Genomic DNA, 17,766 nt, shown 5'->3' on the forward strand with positions numbered 1-17,766 from the left:
TCCGGTGGCGTCATTCCGCGGCCATGCTCTCCTCGCCCGGGGAGCTTGGCCGGAGAGCTGCAACTGCGAAGGAAGCGAGTTCATGAGGTGACAGCTCATTGTGGTTCACAGGCACGGCGCCAATAATTCTGGGGTCCCATAAGGAGATGATGGATGCGCAAAAGCAGGCAGCGGCCGTGTCAACATTCCTCGGAGCAAACTCTTCAGTCGCGATGCCGGTAGCAACGAGCTCTCCCACATACGCTTGAAGTCGCTTCAGGTGGTCTCTGAATGATGGCCAATTGCCTTCTGCGGCGAGAACAATGAGGTCGAACATCTGGCTATCGCCGTGACGTGCTCGCAGCATCAAGCGGTGTTGTCCGAGCGCGGTTTCTTTCAGGCGGCTCGCCGCACTGGTGAGCTCGCCGCCAGCAGACGGGGTGAAGCAGAGGTCAGTTTCGAAGAAATTCCCGGCAATGGCATCCCAAATCGCCGCCTTGGAGGGGAAGATTTTGTACACACTGGCCGGCGACTTCCCCAGTAGTCGAGCGATGTCGACGACGTTTGTTTTCGAGAGCCCGTACAGCCGGCACGCTGCCGTGCCGGCTTCGATGATCGAGGAGCAATAGCCAGTCTGCGGCTGGTTTTTTACAGTCGTGCCAATTTCCATTTGCCAATCCTATCTAGTCCGCATGCTGGGCGGGTCTCAGACAGCGTCTGATCGAGGCGGCTGACGATCAGTACGCGATCTGGCCATCCACCATCTTTCCCCCATTCGAGGAGAGCTCTCGCTTCAGGATTTCTCGCGCCTCCGGGCTGATGACCGCGACTGGAGCCGCAACGGCTACGCGCGCTGCCGAGCCGGCGAAATTGGCCGCTGTCATCCCGATCTGATCGGCAACGCTCGCCTTTCCGCCCTCGAGGCTCTGCCCTGCCAGCCGCCGCCCGAGCAGGCGCACGATCTCAGGACTGTCTGCGAAGGCATTGTGGCCGAGCGGATCGTTCGTCGCGATGGCGCTCGTGTCGATAACGGAAACGCCGAGTTCGTCGAGAAGAGGCGCATAAGGTCTGAGATCGGACCCGCCGACGCGGTTGACGCCACCCGATAGCCAGCTCGACATCGCCAGCGCCTTGTCGCGTGTCGATGTCAAAATCACAAAGTGCGGCCGCTTCGGCCCCATCTCGGTGAACTGGCGACGGAACACGTCGATGTCGATGTCCGGCGATGCGAGAACGACGTTCTTCACCTTCGTCGGGATTGATTTCTCGCGCATGGCGACGCCGCGTAACGCCTCGGCCGCAAGCCAGCCGCCCATGGAATGGGCGAGGATCGTCACATCGGAGACGTCGGGACTTTTCACAGCCTGGAGGATCAGATCCTCCAGAGCCCGACGCGAATAGTTGGCGCTCTCCTTGTCGTAGAGGTAATCGAAGACACGGCCCCTTGACGGCCAGGTGAAGAGGATCGGCGCGGCGTCGGTTCCCGAGTCATGGACGATCTGCGCGAAGCGGAAGACAGCGTCGGCGTAGGTGTTGTTGAAGCCATGCACGAAAATGATGACCTGATGCTTCGTGTTTCGATTCTTCCGGTACCAGTCGAACGCCTGGCCCTCGGATTGCACCTTAGCAACCTGCGTGACTGCAAACTCCTTTTGCGGGTTGGGCGGCATGCGGGACGGCCACTGCACCTCCCCGATCTTGCGGTCCCGATCGGGCGGGATGGATACGTCGACGCTGTTAAGGGAAATCGCCGTCCCGCGGTCGCCGGAAAAGAGTTTGCCGGGATCCTCCGAAGGCTTGCGTGTTGTGGCGACGAGCATGGTGACCCGGCTCGTGCCGGCCGGGGCCACGGCGAGAGGCTGCAGAACATCCTGCACCCGGTTGGCGCAACCCGATGCAACGAGTGACAGGGCCACAAGGACCGGGACGGCGCGGCCCACGCGGGCAGCGATCGCCTTGACGAACCCAAATCCAAAGCCGGTGAGACCCTGGGCAATGTGCCCAGGGAGTGAGAGGGATGTGGTCATCTCAGTGCTGCTCGACTTCGCGAGGAATCCGGAACCAGGCGATGTAGAGCGCCGGCAAGAAGAGAAGTGTCAGCGCCGTTCCGACGACGATCCCACCCATCATCGCGTAAGCCATCGGACCCCAGAAAATCTCATGCGAGATCGGGATCAGGGCCAGCGTCGCCGCCGCGGCAGTAAGCATGATCGGTCGCATGCGGTGTTCGGTCGCCTCCACCACCGCCTTCCATGCCGACATTCCCTCTGCACGCAGCTCCTCGATCTGCACGATCAGGATCACGGAGTTGCGGATGAGGATTCCGACCAGCGCGAGCACGCCCAGCAGTGCGACGAACCCGAGCGGCGAGTTGCTGGCGAGCAGCGCCACGACGACGCCGATGAGCGCCAGCGGAGCCACCGAGAAGACCAGGAATAGCCTGTGGAAGCTCTGAAGCTGGATCATCAAGAGCGTCGCCATGATGACGAACATAGCCGGCGCCACCTTCGCAATCGGACCTTGCGACTTGGCGCTTTCCTCGACCGCGCCGCCGATCTTGACCGAATACCCGGCCGGTAGTGTCTTTTCAAATGCCGAAACCTTGTCGGAGAGCGCCTTCACGACGGTCGCCGGCTGCGTCGCATCGCCGATTCCGGCCTTGATCGTGATGGTCGGAATTCTGTCACGCCGCCAGATTGTCGGCTGTTCGAGCTCGTAGTGAAAGGTTGCGACCGATGACAGCGGGACGGATTGACCGCTGCTGCTCTGCAGTTGCAGGTCAAGCAGGGTGTCGATCGAGCCGCGCTCCTTTTCCGCGGCACGCCCGATGACGTCGACCAGATAGATGTCGTCGCGGACCTGCGTCACGGCATTCCCCTGTACGACGGTGTTGAGCGCCATCGCGATGTCCTGGGACGAGACGCCAAGCTGTCGGGCCTTGTCCTGCAGCACGTCGATTTTCACGACGCGGGCCGGTTCGTTCCAATTGAAGGCAAGGTTCCTGAGGGATGGATGGGCGCCGACGATCGAGCCCAGCTTCTGTGCCAGCTCGCGCACCGTCTGCAGATTTTCGCCGGACACGCGGTACTGGATCGGCTTGCCAACCGGAGGGCCGATGTCCAGAAGCTTCACGTAGGCGTCCGTTCCCGGAAACGTCTTCCGAAGGTAGGTCTCCATCTGCTGCTTCAGCTTGTCCCTGACATCGAGTCCTTTGGTGACAATGACCGTCTGGCCGAAGGAAACGTCGGCCGGCTGCACGTCGAAGGAAAGAACGAAGCGCGGCGCACCCCTCCCGACATATGTCGACCAATGCTCGACGCCAGGATTGCCGGCCAGCATCTCACGCTCGAACTGGCCCATCTGGCGGCTCGTTTCGGCGATGGAGCTGTTCTGTGGCAGGTTCCAGTCGACGATCAGTTCCGGGCGATCGGAGCTCGGGAAGAACTGTTGCTGCACCATCGACAGGCCGGCGATCGATCCCGCGAAGAGAAGGACCGTTGCGACGATCGTCATCCAGCGCCAGCGCAGGCAGAATTGCAGAAGGCTGGAAAAAACTTTGGCAAACCGACCCTTGTGCTCGGCGTGCTTCTTCATCGTCTTCGGTAGAATGGTCACGCCGATCAGCGGCGTGAACACGACGGCGACCACCCACGACACGACGAGTGAAACCGCGATGACGACGAACAGGGTGAAGGTGAACTCGCCCGCGTTGCTCTTGTTGAAAGCGACGGGGATGAAGCCCGCGACCGTAACCAGGGTGCCGGTCAACATAGGAAACGCCGTCGATGTGTATACGTAGGTGGCGGCCTTCGTGAGATTGTCGCCCGCTTCCAGCCGTGCAACCATCATCTCGACGGCGATCATGGCGTCGTCGACGAGGAGGCCGAGCGCGATGATCAGCGCTCCAAGCGAGATGCGCTGCAGCGATATGCCGGTGTAGAACATGACCATGAAGGTTATGGCGAGAACGAGCGGGATTGCGATTGCCACCACCAAGCCGGCCCTCATCCCCAGACTGATGAAGCTGATTGCGAGCACGATTGCGACCGCCTCGAACAGGGCTTTCGTGAAGCCGCCGACTGCCTCTTCAACCACTTTCGGCTGATCCGAGACCTGTTCGACGGCGACACCGACCGGCAGATCCTGAATGATCCGGGTCATCGTCTTTTCGAGCGCTTCGCCGAAGGCAAGCACATTGCCGCCGGTCTTCATGCCGATCGCCAGTCCAATCGCCGGCTTTCCATTGAAGCGGAAGAGCGACGTCGGCGGGTCGACGTAACCACGGGTGATCGTTGCGACGTCGGTCAGCGGGAAGAACCGGTCGTTTACCCGAAGGTTGATCCCGCGCAAGGTGTCTTCGGAAATAAAGCGCCCGCCGACCCGCAAAGCGACCCGCTCCGGCCCCGTTTCGACAAAGCCGGACTGGGTGACTGCGTTCTGCGCCTGGAGCGTGGCAATGATGGCGGAACGGTCGATGCCGAGGGCGGCGATCTTGCGGGTGGAGAACTCGAGGTAGATCACCTCGTCCTGTGCGCCGACGATGTCGACCTTGCCGACGTCGGGGATGTTGAGGATCTGCGTTCGGGCACCCTCTGCGAAATCGCGCAGTTCTCTCTGACTGAGGTCGTCTGCCGTGAAGGCAAAGATATTGCCATAGACGTCGCCGAACTGGTCATCGAAGAAGGGGCCGACCACGCCTTGGGGGAATTCGTGCTTGATGTCGTCAATCAAGTTGCGGACGCGCGACCAGGTGGGCTTTACGTCCCGCGCGTTCGTATCCGGCAGCAAATCGACGAAGACGATCGTTTGACCGGCAGTCGTAATGCTGCGGGTATGTTCCAGTTTGTCGAGTTCCTGGAGCTTCTTTTCGATGCGGTCGGTAACCTGCTGCGTCACCTCCTGGGCAGAAGCGCCCGGCCACTGGGCCTGGATCACCATCGTCTTGATCGTAAAGGACGGATCCTCCTCGCGGCCGAGTCCGAGATAGGCAAAGGCGCCCGCCACCGCGAACATGATCATGAAGTACCAGACAAGAGAACGATGCTCGAGCGCCCAGTCAGAAAGGTTGAATTTATTCACGGGCGTGGCTCCTGTCCGAGTTGCACTTTCTGTCCATCGGTGAGCTCATCGATTCCGGCTATGACGATCTCTTCCCCTTCCCGCAGCCCCGCTTGAACCAGGACAGAACGGGGGGCGGACGCCGGACCTTCCAGTTCAACCGTTCTCGGAGCGACAGTGGCCGTCGAGCGATCTACCACCCATACCTGGCTGGTCCCGCCTTCATGGCGGATGGCGGAGAGCGGCAGCATGATCGCCTGCTTCCCTTCTCCGACAACAAGCGGCGTCGCAGTGACCACGGCGCCAAGGCGGAAGATGTCCGGCGCCTGATCGATCCCGATCTTCAGCCGATAAGTGCGGGTATTGGGATCGGCCTGCGGTGCGATCTCGCGGACCACCCCAGTCGCCTGGATCCTGCTGTCGAGCTGGAGGGCGACATTGAAGCGGTCGTCCAGGCGAACGCGACTGAACTGCGCTTCCGGCACGTCGACGACCACGTCGCGCTGCTCGAGGCGTGCCAGTTTCAAGACCGGTTGGCCGGCCGAGACGGTCTGACCCATTTCCGCGGACGTGGCGGTCACGACGCCATCGAACTCGGCCCTCAGTTCGGCGTAGCCTAGCTGCTCATGCGCCTTCGCAAGGCTGGCCGTCGCTTTCGCAGCATTGGCGGTAGCCGACTTGAGCTGCTGCTCGGCAAGATCGTGATCGGCAACGCTCGCTGCATTGCTTTGGACGAGCCTTCGCTTGCGCGTTTCCGTCGTCGCCGCGTTCTCCAACTGCGCCTGGGCGTTGCGCAGTTCGGCTTCCGCGCTCCTGACCGCGAGCTGCAGAGTGAGAGGATCGATTTCCGCCAGGACATCGCCTTTGTGCACCAAGTCGCCGACATCGACCTTGCGAGAGACCATTCGCCCGAGCGTCCGAAACGCCAGGTCAGTCTCGATGCGGGCTCGCACCACGCCGGGCGAGCTTACCGCTTTGTCCTGTTCGGCCGCAGCCATGACAACTTTGACAGGACGGGGGGCCGGCTCCTCCCTCGCGACGGAGTTCTGATCGCAGCCTGCAAGCAGCGACACTGACAAAAGAAGCGGGAGAGAGGTGCATATGCGATTGAGGGTCATCTCACTTGCCTTCCCAGGCGACGGCCTGGCCTTCCTTGAGAAGCTTTCCGCCTTCGGTGACGATCAGGTCTTGTGCAGCGACGCCGCCGGTGACGACGAAATCGCTCTGGCGGTACCGGTCGACCGAAATCTTCCGGAGCGAAACGGTTTGGTTTTGAGTGTTGACGAGCCACACGGCTGGTTCGCCTTCGGCTGATGCGATTGCGGTATAGGGCAGCACGATGCCGTCGCGCGGCGAGGCGCGCAGCTTGCCCACGACAGGCGTTCCGAGCGGCCATGGCGCGCCGTCCTGGAGCCCCACCTTGATCCGGATCGTGCCTGCCTTCGCGTCTATGACGGGCGAGACCTCGCGTATGCTGGCATGGACGTCGCGCGAGGGGTCGGAGACCGGTGCGACCTCGACGTCGTTCCGCGGCCGGCCATCCAGAAAGAATGCCTCGAAGACGTCGAACACCGCATCCCGCGGTCCGTCGTGGGCGAGCGTGAAGGCCGACTGAGCTGCTGATACCACCTGCCCGGCTTCGATGCCGCGCGCCGTGATGATGCCGTCTGCAGCCGCTTTCAACTCGGTGTAGGACAGCGCGTCCTCGCTCGTCGCGAGCGCGGCCTCGGCCGCCTCGAGGGAAGCCCGCGCACTCAGCAACTCCTTCTGTGCATCGTCAAAGACCGCCCGCGGAACGGCCTGCGACTGCAGGAGCGACTTGGCTCGATCGAAGGCGAGTGTCTTCTGCGCAACGATGGCCTGCGCCGACTCCAGCGCGGCGCGGGCGACGCTGACATCCGCCTGTTGTTCCGTGTCGTTGAGGCGGGCAAGGACGTCGCCGGCGTGGACATGCGATCCGACGTCGACCCTTCTCTCAAGAACCCGGCCGCTGACGCGAAAGGAGAGGTCGGTCTGAACCCTAGCCTTCACCTCGCCGGTGATTTCCGCACCCGGCTGATACTGAGCCTCGGCGGCCGCGACGACGCGGACCTGCTGCGGCGGCGGCACAACTTCGGCTTTTTCTTCGCAAGCAGCCAGAACTGCGCAGGCGAGACCAATTCCCAGCAATCGAAAGGACTGCATTTTTTGCTCCGGTACGGTTTGCGACCAAAAGGAGAGCCACGGTGTTCGCCGCAGTCTTCAATCTGATTGCGAATGAGGGCCATTTGCGATGTTGACAACGCCCACTTAAAGATTGGGGTGGGCAATGTCAACATCGCAAAGCAAAAATGTTGACACACGCAACATCGAGTTCGAGTGGAATGGCTGCAAGCCACTGGTCGCGCGGGATTTTCCGGAGGGTGGCTCTAGATCCGATGCGCTGCGGCCCCCAGCGTTCCCCCGCCTGCCTAACCGCCCCTCGCCCGAGGGGGCATTGAGAAGGTTGCAGACCGGCCGCGCGAGCGCCTGATTATGTCACAACACGACGTATGGCAGGCCGTCTAAGACCCCGTCAGCAGGTTCGACAGCGGGCGGGCGGTGGGCCTTGCTCAAAAGCCTCGAGCGTCGTCCTTACTTCACACTGTCTCAGAACCGGGCGAGACGGTCCCCTGCCCGTCACCGGCCAAATGCTTACAGGGCGGCGCGCTTTGCCTCGGACAGGTCTTTGCGACCTCATGAACCGCTTTCGCCCTCGCCATTGAGAGCCAGCGCAGAACGGATGCAATCAAGCAAAGTCTGTCCGTTGAACGGCTTTGTCAGACAGCCGACGACGTCCGCGCCCAACGCTGACGCGCCCATATTCTTTTCCGGGAAGGCGGTGATCAGAATAGTCGGAATGCTCTTGCCCAGCGCGACGAGCCGGCGGTGCAGATCGAGTCCGCTCATTCCAGGCATATTGATGTCCGTCACGAGGCAGGCCGTGCGGCGGACATCAGGAGATATCAAGAAATCATCTGCGGATGAAAAGGACTCGGCGTCAAATCCCATCGACCTCATGAGCCCCTTTATAGCGTCCCGTATCGACTCGTCGTCGTCGACGATCGCAATCAGAGGTCTCTTGGTTGGCACTGCCGCCTCCCAACTTCGCCGACCGGCATCGTGCCGAATTAGCGTTGTGGCGCGCTTGACTGGATGGATTTAGTATTGAACGGCGACAAAGGCGTCGCAAGCTATACAATCGTATAGCGTGTCTAAGACTTGCGCGACGAGCGCGGCATCGCCGGGCATGTGGCGCATCGGCATGCCACGGCAGACAGCTGGACGCGCAAGCGCTTTTGGGGCCGCCCGCATCTAGCCTTGTGGCCGAGGTAATTATCGCGCATTCTGGTGTGCGAAAGAGGACCCGTTTCGGCAATAGCGAAGGAGACAGGAGGAGTGTTCTCATCGCGTGACCGGCGCTATGCTTATGCTGGTTGGCCTCGCCCGCTGCCGCTGCAGTGGGGCTCGATAGTATATATTCCCAAGACGTCGAATCACCTTGGGAGTTCTGACGATTGACCGAGGCGCCAGCAACCATCATTGTCATCGATGATGACCCGGAGATCCGCGAGGCGCTTGGCAGTCTGCTGCGTTCCGTCGGCTTTGCCGTCAACCTCCTTGCTTCGGTCGGCGACTTCCTCAGATCTGGGCGACCCGACGGACCGACCTGTCTCGTGCTCGATGTCCGCCTTCCAGGGCAAAGCGGCCTTGATTTTCAGCTTGCGCTGTCGCGAGAAAATATTCAGTTGCCGATCGTCTTCATCACCGGGCACGGCGACATTCCCATGTCTGTCCAGGCGATGAAGGGGGGCGCCGTCGAGTTCCTAACGAAACCGTTCCGAGACCAGGATTTGCTCGACGCCGTTCACGTCGGCCTGGCGCGCGACCGCGTGTGGCTTGAAAATGAAAAGTCATTGGCGACGGTGCGCGCGCGTTTCGATAGCCTGACGCCGCGGGAGCGCGAGGTGATGGCTTTGGTGGTGACCGGACGGCTTAACAAGCAAATTGCCGGCGATCTAGGCGTGAGCGAGATTACCGTGAAGGTTCACCGCAGCCAGGTCATGCAGAAGATGGGTACCAGATCCCTGCCCGAACTCGCGCGTATGGCTGACAAACTGATGCTCGCGCCGGGAAAGCCGCAAACGCACTCGTAAGGGTCTTGGCTGCGCGTATAGGTTACCCCCTCCTCATTGGTAATCGAACCGTCCTGGTGGCCAATAGCGCCGGCGGGAGCTCTCCTCTATGATGCAGGCTCCTTTCCTTCTCCACCTCCTCCCAGGCCGTATCGTCCCGATCGGCCCGCCTTGAGCCTCCCTACCCCCGCGGGAGGCTCCTTTTTGGACTCAGAGCCGGCAGACACTTTCGACTTCAACACCGACAACGAATCGCACCTGACGGTACGACAGGCACGAAGCACGCCGATGTTGTGCTCGCCTTTTATCTTCGGCGACACCGCGGCCGTACCACCTGCCGGCCTGCTGGGTTAGACAAGGAGAGAGACTGTCGGCCCAGTCGTTGTCGGGCCACGGATGACGTCGCCGACATGTCAATCGCTGAGCGGAATGCGCTGATGGGTGTCGGTGCCGGTATTCCAAAGTATCGCAAGACGATACCACAGTATAATTTCCCGTCGTCCCTTCCATCGCTAGCCTCTACTCGTTGCCTCGGGACAGGCAGGTCGCGAATCCCCCCGTTGCTACCACCACGCTTCGGCGCTCCCTCCATCCGAAGCTCTGCGGGTCCACGATCCGCCTGACCGCCCAGCAGCCGTTGGGCGGTCTTTCGTAGCGGTGGACCACGTATCGAACGGGTGGGTGATGGCCGCTCGTTGTTGGGACGAACAGGCGAGATGTGGTAAGAAAGTGGGGAAGTGGTCGCGGTTCGTCATGTGCTCACTTTGGCCAATTTGACGGACGGATTCCCGAAACGAAAGTGGCAGTGCCAAATGCGACAGGCGAGATGACGAAGTCGGCAAGCAGGCACATCCTCTTTCTTCGGTGTTGGTGGAGATGGGAGTTTGGAGGTTTTTTGGGAGGACGGTGAGCGCGTGCTCCATCGGGAACGGCGCCGGGGTGCCGACGGCAAGTGGAACCCGGTACTGGTCGTGCTTTCGACGCTCGAATACCCGACGCCTTCGAGCCTCGGCCGCCTCGACCATGAATATGCATTGAAGGATGAGCTCGATAGCGCATGGGCAGTGCGACCGCTTGAGTTGGTGCGCGAAGGCGGCCGGACCATGCTGGTGCTTGAAGATCCGGGCGGCGAGCCGCTCGCCGGGCGGCTCGGAACGGCTATGGAAACGGAGCTTTTCCTGCGCCTCGGGATCGGCATCGCCGCTGCGCTCCGTGGGGCCCACCAGCGCGGTCTCGTCCACAAGGACATCAAACCGGCCAATATCCTGGTAACGGGCACGGGCGCCGAGGTGCGGCTAACAAGCTTCGGGATCGCCTCGCGCCTCTCCCGCGAGCGGCAGACTCACGAGCCGCCCGAAGTGGTCGCCGGAACGCTCGCCTATATGGCCCCCGAGCAGACCGGGCGCATGAACCGCTCGATCGATTCCCGCAGCGACCTTTATGCGCTCGGCGTGACACTCTACGAAATGCTGACCGGCAGCCTGCCGTTCTCCGCCTCCGACCCGATGGAATGGGTGCATTGCCACATTGCACGGCAGCCGACGCCGCCCAACGAGCGGGTGGCGGATGTTTCACCGGCAGTCTCGGCCATCGTCATGAAGCTGCTCGCCAAGACGGCTGAGGAACGATACCAGACGGCAGGCGGCGTCGAGCACGATCTGAGCCACTGTCTCAGCCAATGGGAAATGCAGCACCGGATTGACGCATTCCCGCTCGGCGAACGCGACATCCCGGACCGCCTGCTGATTCCCGAGAAGCTTTACGGGCGAGAGCACGAGGTCGAGATCTTGCTCACTGCCTGGGACCGCGTGGTGTCGAGCGGCGCGCCTGAGTTGGTGTTGGTCTCTGGCTATTCCGGCATCGGCAAGTCGGCGGTGGTCAATGAACTTCACAAAGCTCTGGCGCCGCCGCGCGGCCTTTTTGCGTCCGGCAAGTTCGATCAGTATAAGCGCGATATTCCATATGCGACCCTTGCACAGGCGTTTCAGAGCCTTGTCCGGGAGCTTCTCGCGAAGAGCGACGCCGATTTGGCACTCTGGCGCGAGACGCTGAGGGAGACGCTGGGACCGAACGGACGGCTGATGGTCGACCTCGTCCCCGATCTGAAGCTCATCATCGGCGACCAGCCGCCGGTCCCCGAACTTCCGCCACAGGAGGCGCAACGGCGTTTCGAGCTGGTATTCCGGCGGTTCATCGGTGTCTTCGCCCAGCCGGAGCATCCGCTGGCGCTGTTCCTCGACGATCTCCAGTGGCTCGACGCGGCGACGCTCGATCTGCTTGAAGATCTCTTGACCCGGCCGGATCTGCAACACCTGATGCTGGTTGGTGCCTATCGCGACAACGAAGTCACCGCCGCCCATCCGCTGATGCGGAAGCTCGACGCGATCAAAACCGCCGGCGGCAAGGTAGCGGAGATCACCCTTGCGCCGCTTACCAAAGACGATCTCCGGCAGTTGATTGCAGATGCGCTCCACTGTCAGACCGATCGTGCAGCCCCGCTCGCACAAATGATGCTCGACAAGACCGGCGGCAATCCGCTCTTCGTCCGTCAGTTCCTATTTTCGCTCGCCGAAGAGGGAATGCTCGCCTTCGATCATGACGCGGCATGCTGGTCCTGGGATCTCGGGCGCATTCACGCCAAGGGATACACCGACAACGTCGTGCACCTCATGGTCGGCAAGCTCGAGCGCCAGCCGCCCGAAACGCGGGAGGCGCTGCAGCAGTTCGCCTGTCTTGGAAACATAGCAGATATTGCGACGCTTTCGCTCGTCCTCGGGATACCGGAGGAAGAAGTCGCCGGCGCCTTATGGCCCGCCGTCGCTCATGAACTGCTCGAGGGGTTGGCAGGCGCATATCGGTTCGTCCACGATCGCGTTCAGGAAGCCGCCTATTCGCTAATCCCGGAGGAGCGACGCGGCGAGTTGCACCTCCGCATTGGGAGGTTGCTTGCGGCGAACACCGCGCCGGAGCTGATTGACGATTATGTTTTCGAGATTGTCAGCCAGCTCAATCGGGGAGCCGCTCTGATCACCTCAACTAAGGAGCGCGAGCAACTGGCCGAGTTCAATCTGCTTGCCGGCAAGCGCGCAGCGGCGTCGACGGCATACGCCTCGGCACTCAACTATTTTGTTGCAGGCACGACGCTGCTGCCGGAAGACGCCTGGGAGCGCCAGCGCCAACTGACCTTCGCGCTTGAGCTGAACCGAGCCGAATGCGAGTTCCACCTTGGCGCGCTGCCGGACGCGGAGGAGCGATTAGCACAGCTTTCCAATCGTGCTGTCTGCTCCGACGATCAGGCTGCTGTCGCCTGCCTGCGCATCGATCTCTATGCTGCGCTCGGTCAGACCGGCCGGTCGGCCGCGGTCGGTCTCGACCATGTGAGGCAACATCTCGGCATCGACTGGGCGCCGCATCCGGCCGACGAGGAGGTTCAAAGAGAATACGGCCGAATATGGTCGCAGCTCGGCAGCCGCGCGATCGAGGAACTCATTGATCTGCCGTTGATGCGCGACCCAGCATCCGCCTCGACGCTGGATATTCTCACCCGGCTCGTTGGGGCGGTATGGCATACGGATGCGAATCTGGCTTGCATGGCAATCTGCCTGGCTGTGAACCTGAGCCTCGAGCGAGGCAACAGTGACGGCTCCTGCTACCATTATGTGTCGCTTGGCTATATTGCCGGACCGCGCTTCGGCGACTATGAGGCCGGATTCCGGTTTGGTCAGCTAGGCTGCCATCTGGTCGAAAAGCACGACCTGAAGCGCTTTCAGGCCAGGACTTACAAAGACTTCGGGGCTCACGTCATACCGTGGACGAGACATGTCCGAACCGGCCGCGACATCTTGCGGCGAGCGCTTGAAATTGCCAACCAGTGCGGCGACCTCACGTTTGCCGGATACAGCCATGTCAGTTTGAACTCGAACCTGCTGGCCGCGGGAGATCCGCTTATGGAAGTGCAGCGCCAAGCGGAGATTGGCCTCACGTTTGCGCAGGAGGTGCGGTTCCAGTTCGTGATGGATCTCGCCAGTGCGCAACTCGGACTCGTCCGGACGCTGCGCGGGTTGACCCGGAAATTCGGCTCCTTTGACGACGACGGATTTGACGAACTTGAGATCGAACGTCGGTTTTCCGAAAATCCGAATCTTGCGGAAACCTGCTACTTTGTCAGAAAACTGCAGGCGCGGTTCTTTGCCGGCGACTATGAGGCGGCCGTCGATGCGTCATTGCGGGCGCAGAGGCTGCCATGGACATCGGTGTCGCATTTCGAAGAAACGCCGGAGCATCATTTCTACGGTGCGTTGGCCCGCGCCGCATGCTGCGACTATGCTGTGGCTGAGCCGCGGGCGCGGCATACGGAGGCTCTGGTTGCCCACCACCGACAGCTTCAGATCTATGCGAAGAATTGCCCGGAGAACTTCGAGAACCGAGCCGCGCTGGTCGGCGCCGAAATAGCACGCCTCGAAGGCCGCGAAATCGACGCGGTGCGTCTTTACGAACAAGCGATCCGCTCGGCGCGCGCAAACGGCTTCGTTCATCATGAAGCCCTCGCATATGAACTTGCCGCCCGCTTTTACGCGCAGGGAGGCTTCGAGGATTTCGCACGTCTCTATCTCCGCAATGCGCGTGGCTGCTATCGGCGCTGGGGCGCCGACGGTAAGGTGCGGCAACTTGACCAACTCTATCCTGACCTGAGAGGGGAAGAGCGCGTTCCCTCTCCGACAAGCACCATTGGTGCACCGGTCGAACAACTCGATCTCGCAACCGTTATCAAAATCTCGCAAGCGGTGTCGGGCGAGATTGTCCTTCAAAAGCTGATCGACACCGTGTTGCGCACCGCCGTTGAGCAGGCGGGCGCCGAGCGCGGCTTGTTGATCCTGTCGCGTGGCGGTGAGTCGCGGATCACGGCAGAAGCCACGACGGGCGGCGAAACGGTCGTGGTGCAGATGTGTGACGAGATCGCGACAGGGACCGCCCTGCCGCAATCGCTCCTTCATTATGTCTTGCGCACAAGCGAAAGCGTGGTTCTCGACGACGCCATAGCTCAGAACCCATTTTCCGCGGACCCCTACATTTGTCAGCACCGTACTCGTTCTATTCTCTGTGTGCCGTTGCTCAATCAGGGCCAACTGGCCGGGGTACTCTATCTTGAAAACAACCTCGCCCCTCGGGTCTTTGCGCCGGCCAGGATCGCGGTGCTGAAGCTGCTCGCCTCTCAGGCGGCGATCTCACTGGAGAATACCCGGTTGTACCGCGATCTCGCTGAACGCGAAGCCAGGATCCGTCGCCTGGTCAAGGCCAACATCATCGGAATCGTCATCTGGGACATCGAAGGTCGCATTCTTGAGGCCAACGACGCGTTCCTCCGCATGGTGGGATACGACCGAGAGGATCTTGCCTCTGGTCGGCTATGTTGGACGGAACTGACGCCGGCCGAATGGCGCGACCGCGACGCACGGGCCATCGGGGAGCTGAAGTTGATCGGGGCAGTCCAACCGTTCGAGAAGGAGTACTTTCGGAAAGATGGCAGCCGTCTGCCCGTGCTGATCGGCGGTGCACTGCTAGAAGAAAGCAGGAACGAAGGTGTCTCATTCGTCCTCGATTTGACGGAGCGCCGGCAGGCCGAAGAGGCGTTAAGGGAGAGCGAGGGAGCCCTGCGCGAGGCGCTGGGGCAACTGGCCCACGCAAACCGCGTCGCCACAATGGGGCAGCTCACTGCATCCATCGCCCATGAAGTCAATCAACCGCTCGCCGCGTCGCTCACCAACGCCCAGGCGGCCTTGCGCTGGCTCGGCAGCCATCCGCCGAATCTGGAGGAAGTGGCTCAGGCGCTCGGCCGGATCGTGGATAACGCCAATCGGGCCGGCGATGTCATTGGCCGGATCCGTGCCTTGGTCAAGAAGGAGCCCCCTCGCAAGGGGCAGTTCGACCTCAATGAAGCCATTCGTCACGTGATTGCCTTGACCGGCAGTGAAGTGCTCCGGCAAGGCGTCACGCTGCAGACCGAATTCGCGACGAGTCTCCCGTCCGTGGAAGGAGATCGCGTCCAGGTGCAACAGGTGGTCCTAAATCTGATCATGAACGCCATCGAGGCGATGAGCGGCATCGATGCGGAAGAGCGCGAGTTGCTGATCAGCACCGAGATAGCGGCCTCAGGAGGCGTGGTCGTCGGGGTACGCGACTCGGGTCCAGGCATGGACCCGCAGACCATGGACCGTCTTTTTGAGGCATTCTACACGACCAAATCCAGCGGCATGGGTATGGGCCTGGCGATCTGCCGTTCAATCATCGAGGCTCACGGGGGCCAAATGTGGGCCGCCGCCAATGACCCTCGTGGGGCACTGTTTCTGTTCAGCCTGCCTCTCCAACGAGATGAAACGATCGGCGCAAAGCCAGCCGACGAAATGGCGGTGTTGGGAAACTGCGTAGGACCAACACCCGGCTGAAGCACTCGCAGCAAGTAGGTCTCGCGCAGTCTGAAGGCCTTAGGCAGGGCCTCTGGTCTCCATCACGAGACGAACAATGTGCGGCCGGAGCTGGATTCATTTTCACGACGCCGCGACCGGGCCGATGGGGCGGTGGGGAGCATCAACATGTCTGCACCAGCTAGAAGCTGCCGGGCGCCAAGCTCGATGATCCTCAATTCTGGACCCAAGACGCGGCTCTGGCTTAATGCATGGTCGCGGAAATCACTGAAGGGGTAAGACTCCCGAGGTCGTCCAGGAGACGGACAAGCCCGGCGGAGTAGCAAAGAAGACTGAATTGGGTTCCAGTAACGTATAGGGTAAAGACAGATCTCCAGGCGTGCATAGCTTGCCCCCAGGGACACTCGATCGTTTCGCGCGGCATGACGGAAAACATCATCAAATGAGCCTCCAAGTCTGTCGTCGGCCGTGATGAAATATCTGGCGGCATGTGGAGCGGAGAGCCCGGAGCCCGAGGCCCGGCGTCCCCATATGCGCTGGGAAAAAGCGTCAATGGGACCAGCTCGATTTGGATGCGGTGGAGGTCATGTGTCATGGTGTCAATCCTTAGAAGAACGCGGAGGAGCGAAGAGGCAAATGGTCCGACCCCAACGGCTCGCCGGCCACCTATCGTTGGCGAACCGGTCTCAAGTCTGTTCTTGATGCAGGCATCACGAGGCGTGATGAACTCCTTCGCGAGCTTGATGACATTGCCGCGCGGAATAAAGTGCCCTGACCGTAACAGGACGCCGCTCGACCGGCTATTGATCTTGAGGAAGGATCGGGTAGCGAAGAGGAGGGGATGCCTTATACAGGGGTTTAGGAGTCCCTCGTCGGGCCTGCTGCCGGAAATCAGACCACCACCCGCTCCTTGCCGATAAAATGCCCTCGGCCGAGCCGAGCATAGCACCCTAGCAGCCCGCCTGATGCTGCCTCCGTATAACTTGCGCATACACAAGTATGATGGCGGAGCTACGCGGCTTGTTTTACCTTTTGCTCATGAGTGCTGGCTTCCCCAGGCTGGTCATGTTGGCACCGGCGTCGGCAGCCATTCACTAGACGTTGGAACCATGGCCGATTTTCAGGTTCTAAAACCGTTAGGAAGGGACGCAGAATGCCGACGGTATCTCCGACTCCTATCACGCCTCCAGACGAGCACGTTGTTACCGCCCGAGAAGCGCTTGAGCCCCTCTACGAGAGACTTGAGCTTCACACCGACGCCACCCTGCTGTCGGCGGCAATGGAAGCCGGATGGCCGGCCGACGAGGCAACGAAGGCGCTGGCTGCCCTTAGATTGCACGACGCCCTCAATATTCTTGGCCGAGGGAATTGAGGTCCAAGCATATCGATGCATAGCCCGACGGCCAAATGAAATGGCAGGCTTCGCAAAGTTCTAAAGGAATTGAACCGACGAGGGATTATCCGGAATTGGATAGTAAATGCCACCGCAACCGAAAGCGAACAAGTTACGGCTTTCGGACGCAGATGGGGTCCTCAGGCGGGGGGTCGGGAATCCTGGGTTTGCCGTGCTCGTTCACGCCAGCGTCAATTTTGATGATCATCCGAACGTCGGCTGCATTCTCCACACCGAATTCAGTTTCCAGCATCCGATGAACGCCCTAGTCGAAAGGATGTCGAGCTCAAGGTTTTCAGTCTGTCTGAGGGCCGTACGAGCACGCCGGTCATCGACCATTGCTTCTAACATCGTTCTGCAAAACACCAGAGGCTCTCTTGGTTGCCACGATTTAGTAGATCGACCAAATTATCGGCCTCCTCGGCGGTGAGCATGTCCATGACAAACCCATCGATGATGGCCGGCTGTCCGATGACTTTATCGACCACAGTCCAGTAAATATTGAGGTTCTTACAACGGGTATATCTCGGCGCTGCCATCGTGAACGGCCTCCGTGTGGTAATGACTTTCGTCAATTGTGAGCGGTCTACAAGACATGACTGCCCGGTGGCTCTTGGACATCTGCGAGGCTCATGACGCTAGGCGGCAGCTCGGCAGAGAAAGAGGGCTCCCATTCAGCGGGTGGTAAAGGAACCGTTGCACCACAAAGAGTTAGGCGGCTCGTTGCCTTTAAGAAGGCGCTCACAGTAGAGCATTTTTG

General features: G+C 60.9%; 10 protein-coding genes. 3 read left to right on the top strand and 7 right to left on the bottom strand.

The features are described from left to right. Positions 1–10: 10 nt before the first annotated feature. From C3Y91_RS17810 to C3Y91_RS17835, 6 genes are all read right to left on the bottom strand, one after another. Entirely contained in the window at positions 11–649 is a 639-nt protein-coding gene (locus tag C3Y91_RS17810) for a TetR family transcriptional regulator (protein ID WP_168575643.1), read from the bottom strand. Positions 650–716: 67 nt separating this feature from the next. Further along, a complete protein-coding gene (locus tag C3Y91_RS17815) occupies positions 717–2,006 on the bottom strand; it encodes an alpha/beta hydrolase (protein ID WP_168575644.1) in 1,290 nt (429 codons plus the stop codon). Position 2,007: 1 nt separating this feature from the next. Next, positions 2,008–5,058 (bottom strand): efflux RND transporter permease subunit, encoded by a 3,051-nt coding sequence (locus tag C3Y91_RS17820; RefSeq protein ID WP_018070865.1) that lies wholly within the window; start codon positions 5,056–5,058, stop codon positions 2,008–2,010. Continuing rightward, positions 5,055–6,155 (bottom strand): efflux RND transporter periplasmic adaptor subunit, encoded by a 1,101-nt coding sequence (locus C3Y91_RS17825; protein ID WP_018497375.1) that lies wholly within the window; start codon positions 6,153–6,155, stop codon positions 5,055–5,057. Before C3Y91_RS17825 ends, C3Y91_RS17820 begins: the two co-directional genes overlap by 4 nt. Before the next feature lies 1 nt (position 6,156). Then, positions 6,157–7,221 (bottom strand): efflux RND transporter periplasmic adaptor subunit, encoded by a 1,065-nt coding sequence (locus C3Y91_RS17830; protein WP_168575645.1) that lies wholly within the window; start codon positions 7,219–7,221, stop codon positions 6,157–6,159. A gap of 531 nt (positions 7,222–7,752) precedes the next feature. After that, positions 7,753–8,148 (bottom strand): response regulator transcription factor, encoded by a 396-nt coding sequence (locus C3Y91_RS17835; protein ID WP_018070862.1) that lies wholly within the window; start codon positions 8,146–8,148, stop codon positions 7,753–7,755. Between the two features lie 425 nt (positions 8,149–8,573). Between C3Y91_RS17835 and C3Y91_RS17840 the strand changes: the two genes are divergently transcribed. From C3Y91_RS17840 to C3Y91_RS17850, 3 genes are all read left to right on the top strand, one after another. After that, on the top strand, positions 8,574–9,212 hold the full coding sequence (locus C3Y91_RS17840) for a response regulator transcription factor (RefSeq protein WP_018070861.1): 639 nt from the start codon (positions 8,574–8,576) through the stop codon (positions 9,210–9,212). An 863-nt stretch (positions 9,213–10,075) separates the two neighbouring features. Continuing rightward, the gene (locus C3Y91_RS17845; protein ID WP_168575646.1) at positions 10,076–15,634 is read left to right on the top strand and encodes a trifunctional serine/threonine-protein kinase/ATP-binding protein/sensor histidine kinase; all 5,559 of its coding nucleotides are present in this window, start codon (positions 10,076–10,078) and stop codon (positions 15,632–15,634) included. Positions 15,635–16,766: 1,132 nt separating this feature from the next. Beyond that, positions 16,767–16,985 (top strand): hypothetical protein, encoded by a 219-nt coding sequence (locus C3Y91_RS17850; protein ID WP_018070857.1) that lies wholly within the window; start codon positions 16,767–16,769, stop codon positions 16,983–16,985. Between the two features lie 365 nt (positions 16,986–17,350). Here the strand turns inward: C3Y91_RS17850 and C3Y91_RS17855 are convergent, their stop codons facing one another. After that, entirely contained in the window at positions 17,351–17,545 is a 195-nt protein-coding gene (locus C3Y91_RS17855; RefSeq protein ID WP_018070855.1) for a hypothetical protein, read from the bottom strand. Between the last annotated feature and the right edge of the window lie 221 nt (positions 17,546–17,766).

Origin of the sequence: Rhizobium ruizarguesonis (genome assembly GCF_012349115.1) — a bacterium.
Lineage (GTDB): Bacteria > Pseudomonadota > Alphaproteobacteria > Rhizobiales > Rhizobiaceae > Rhizobium > Rhizobium ruizarguesonis.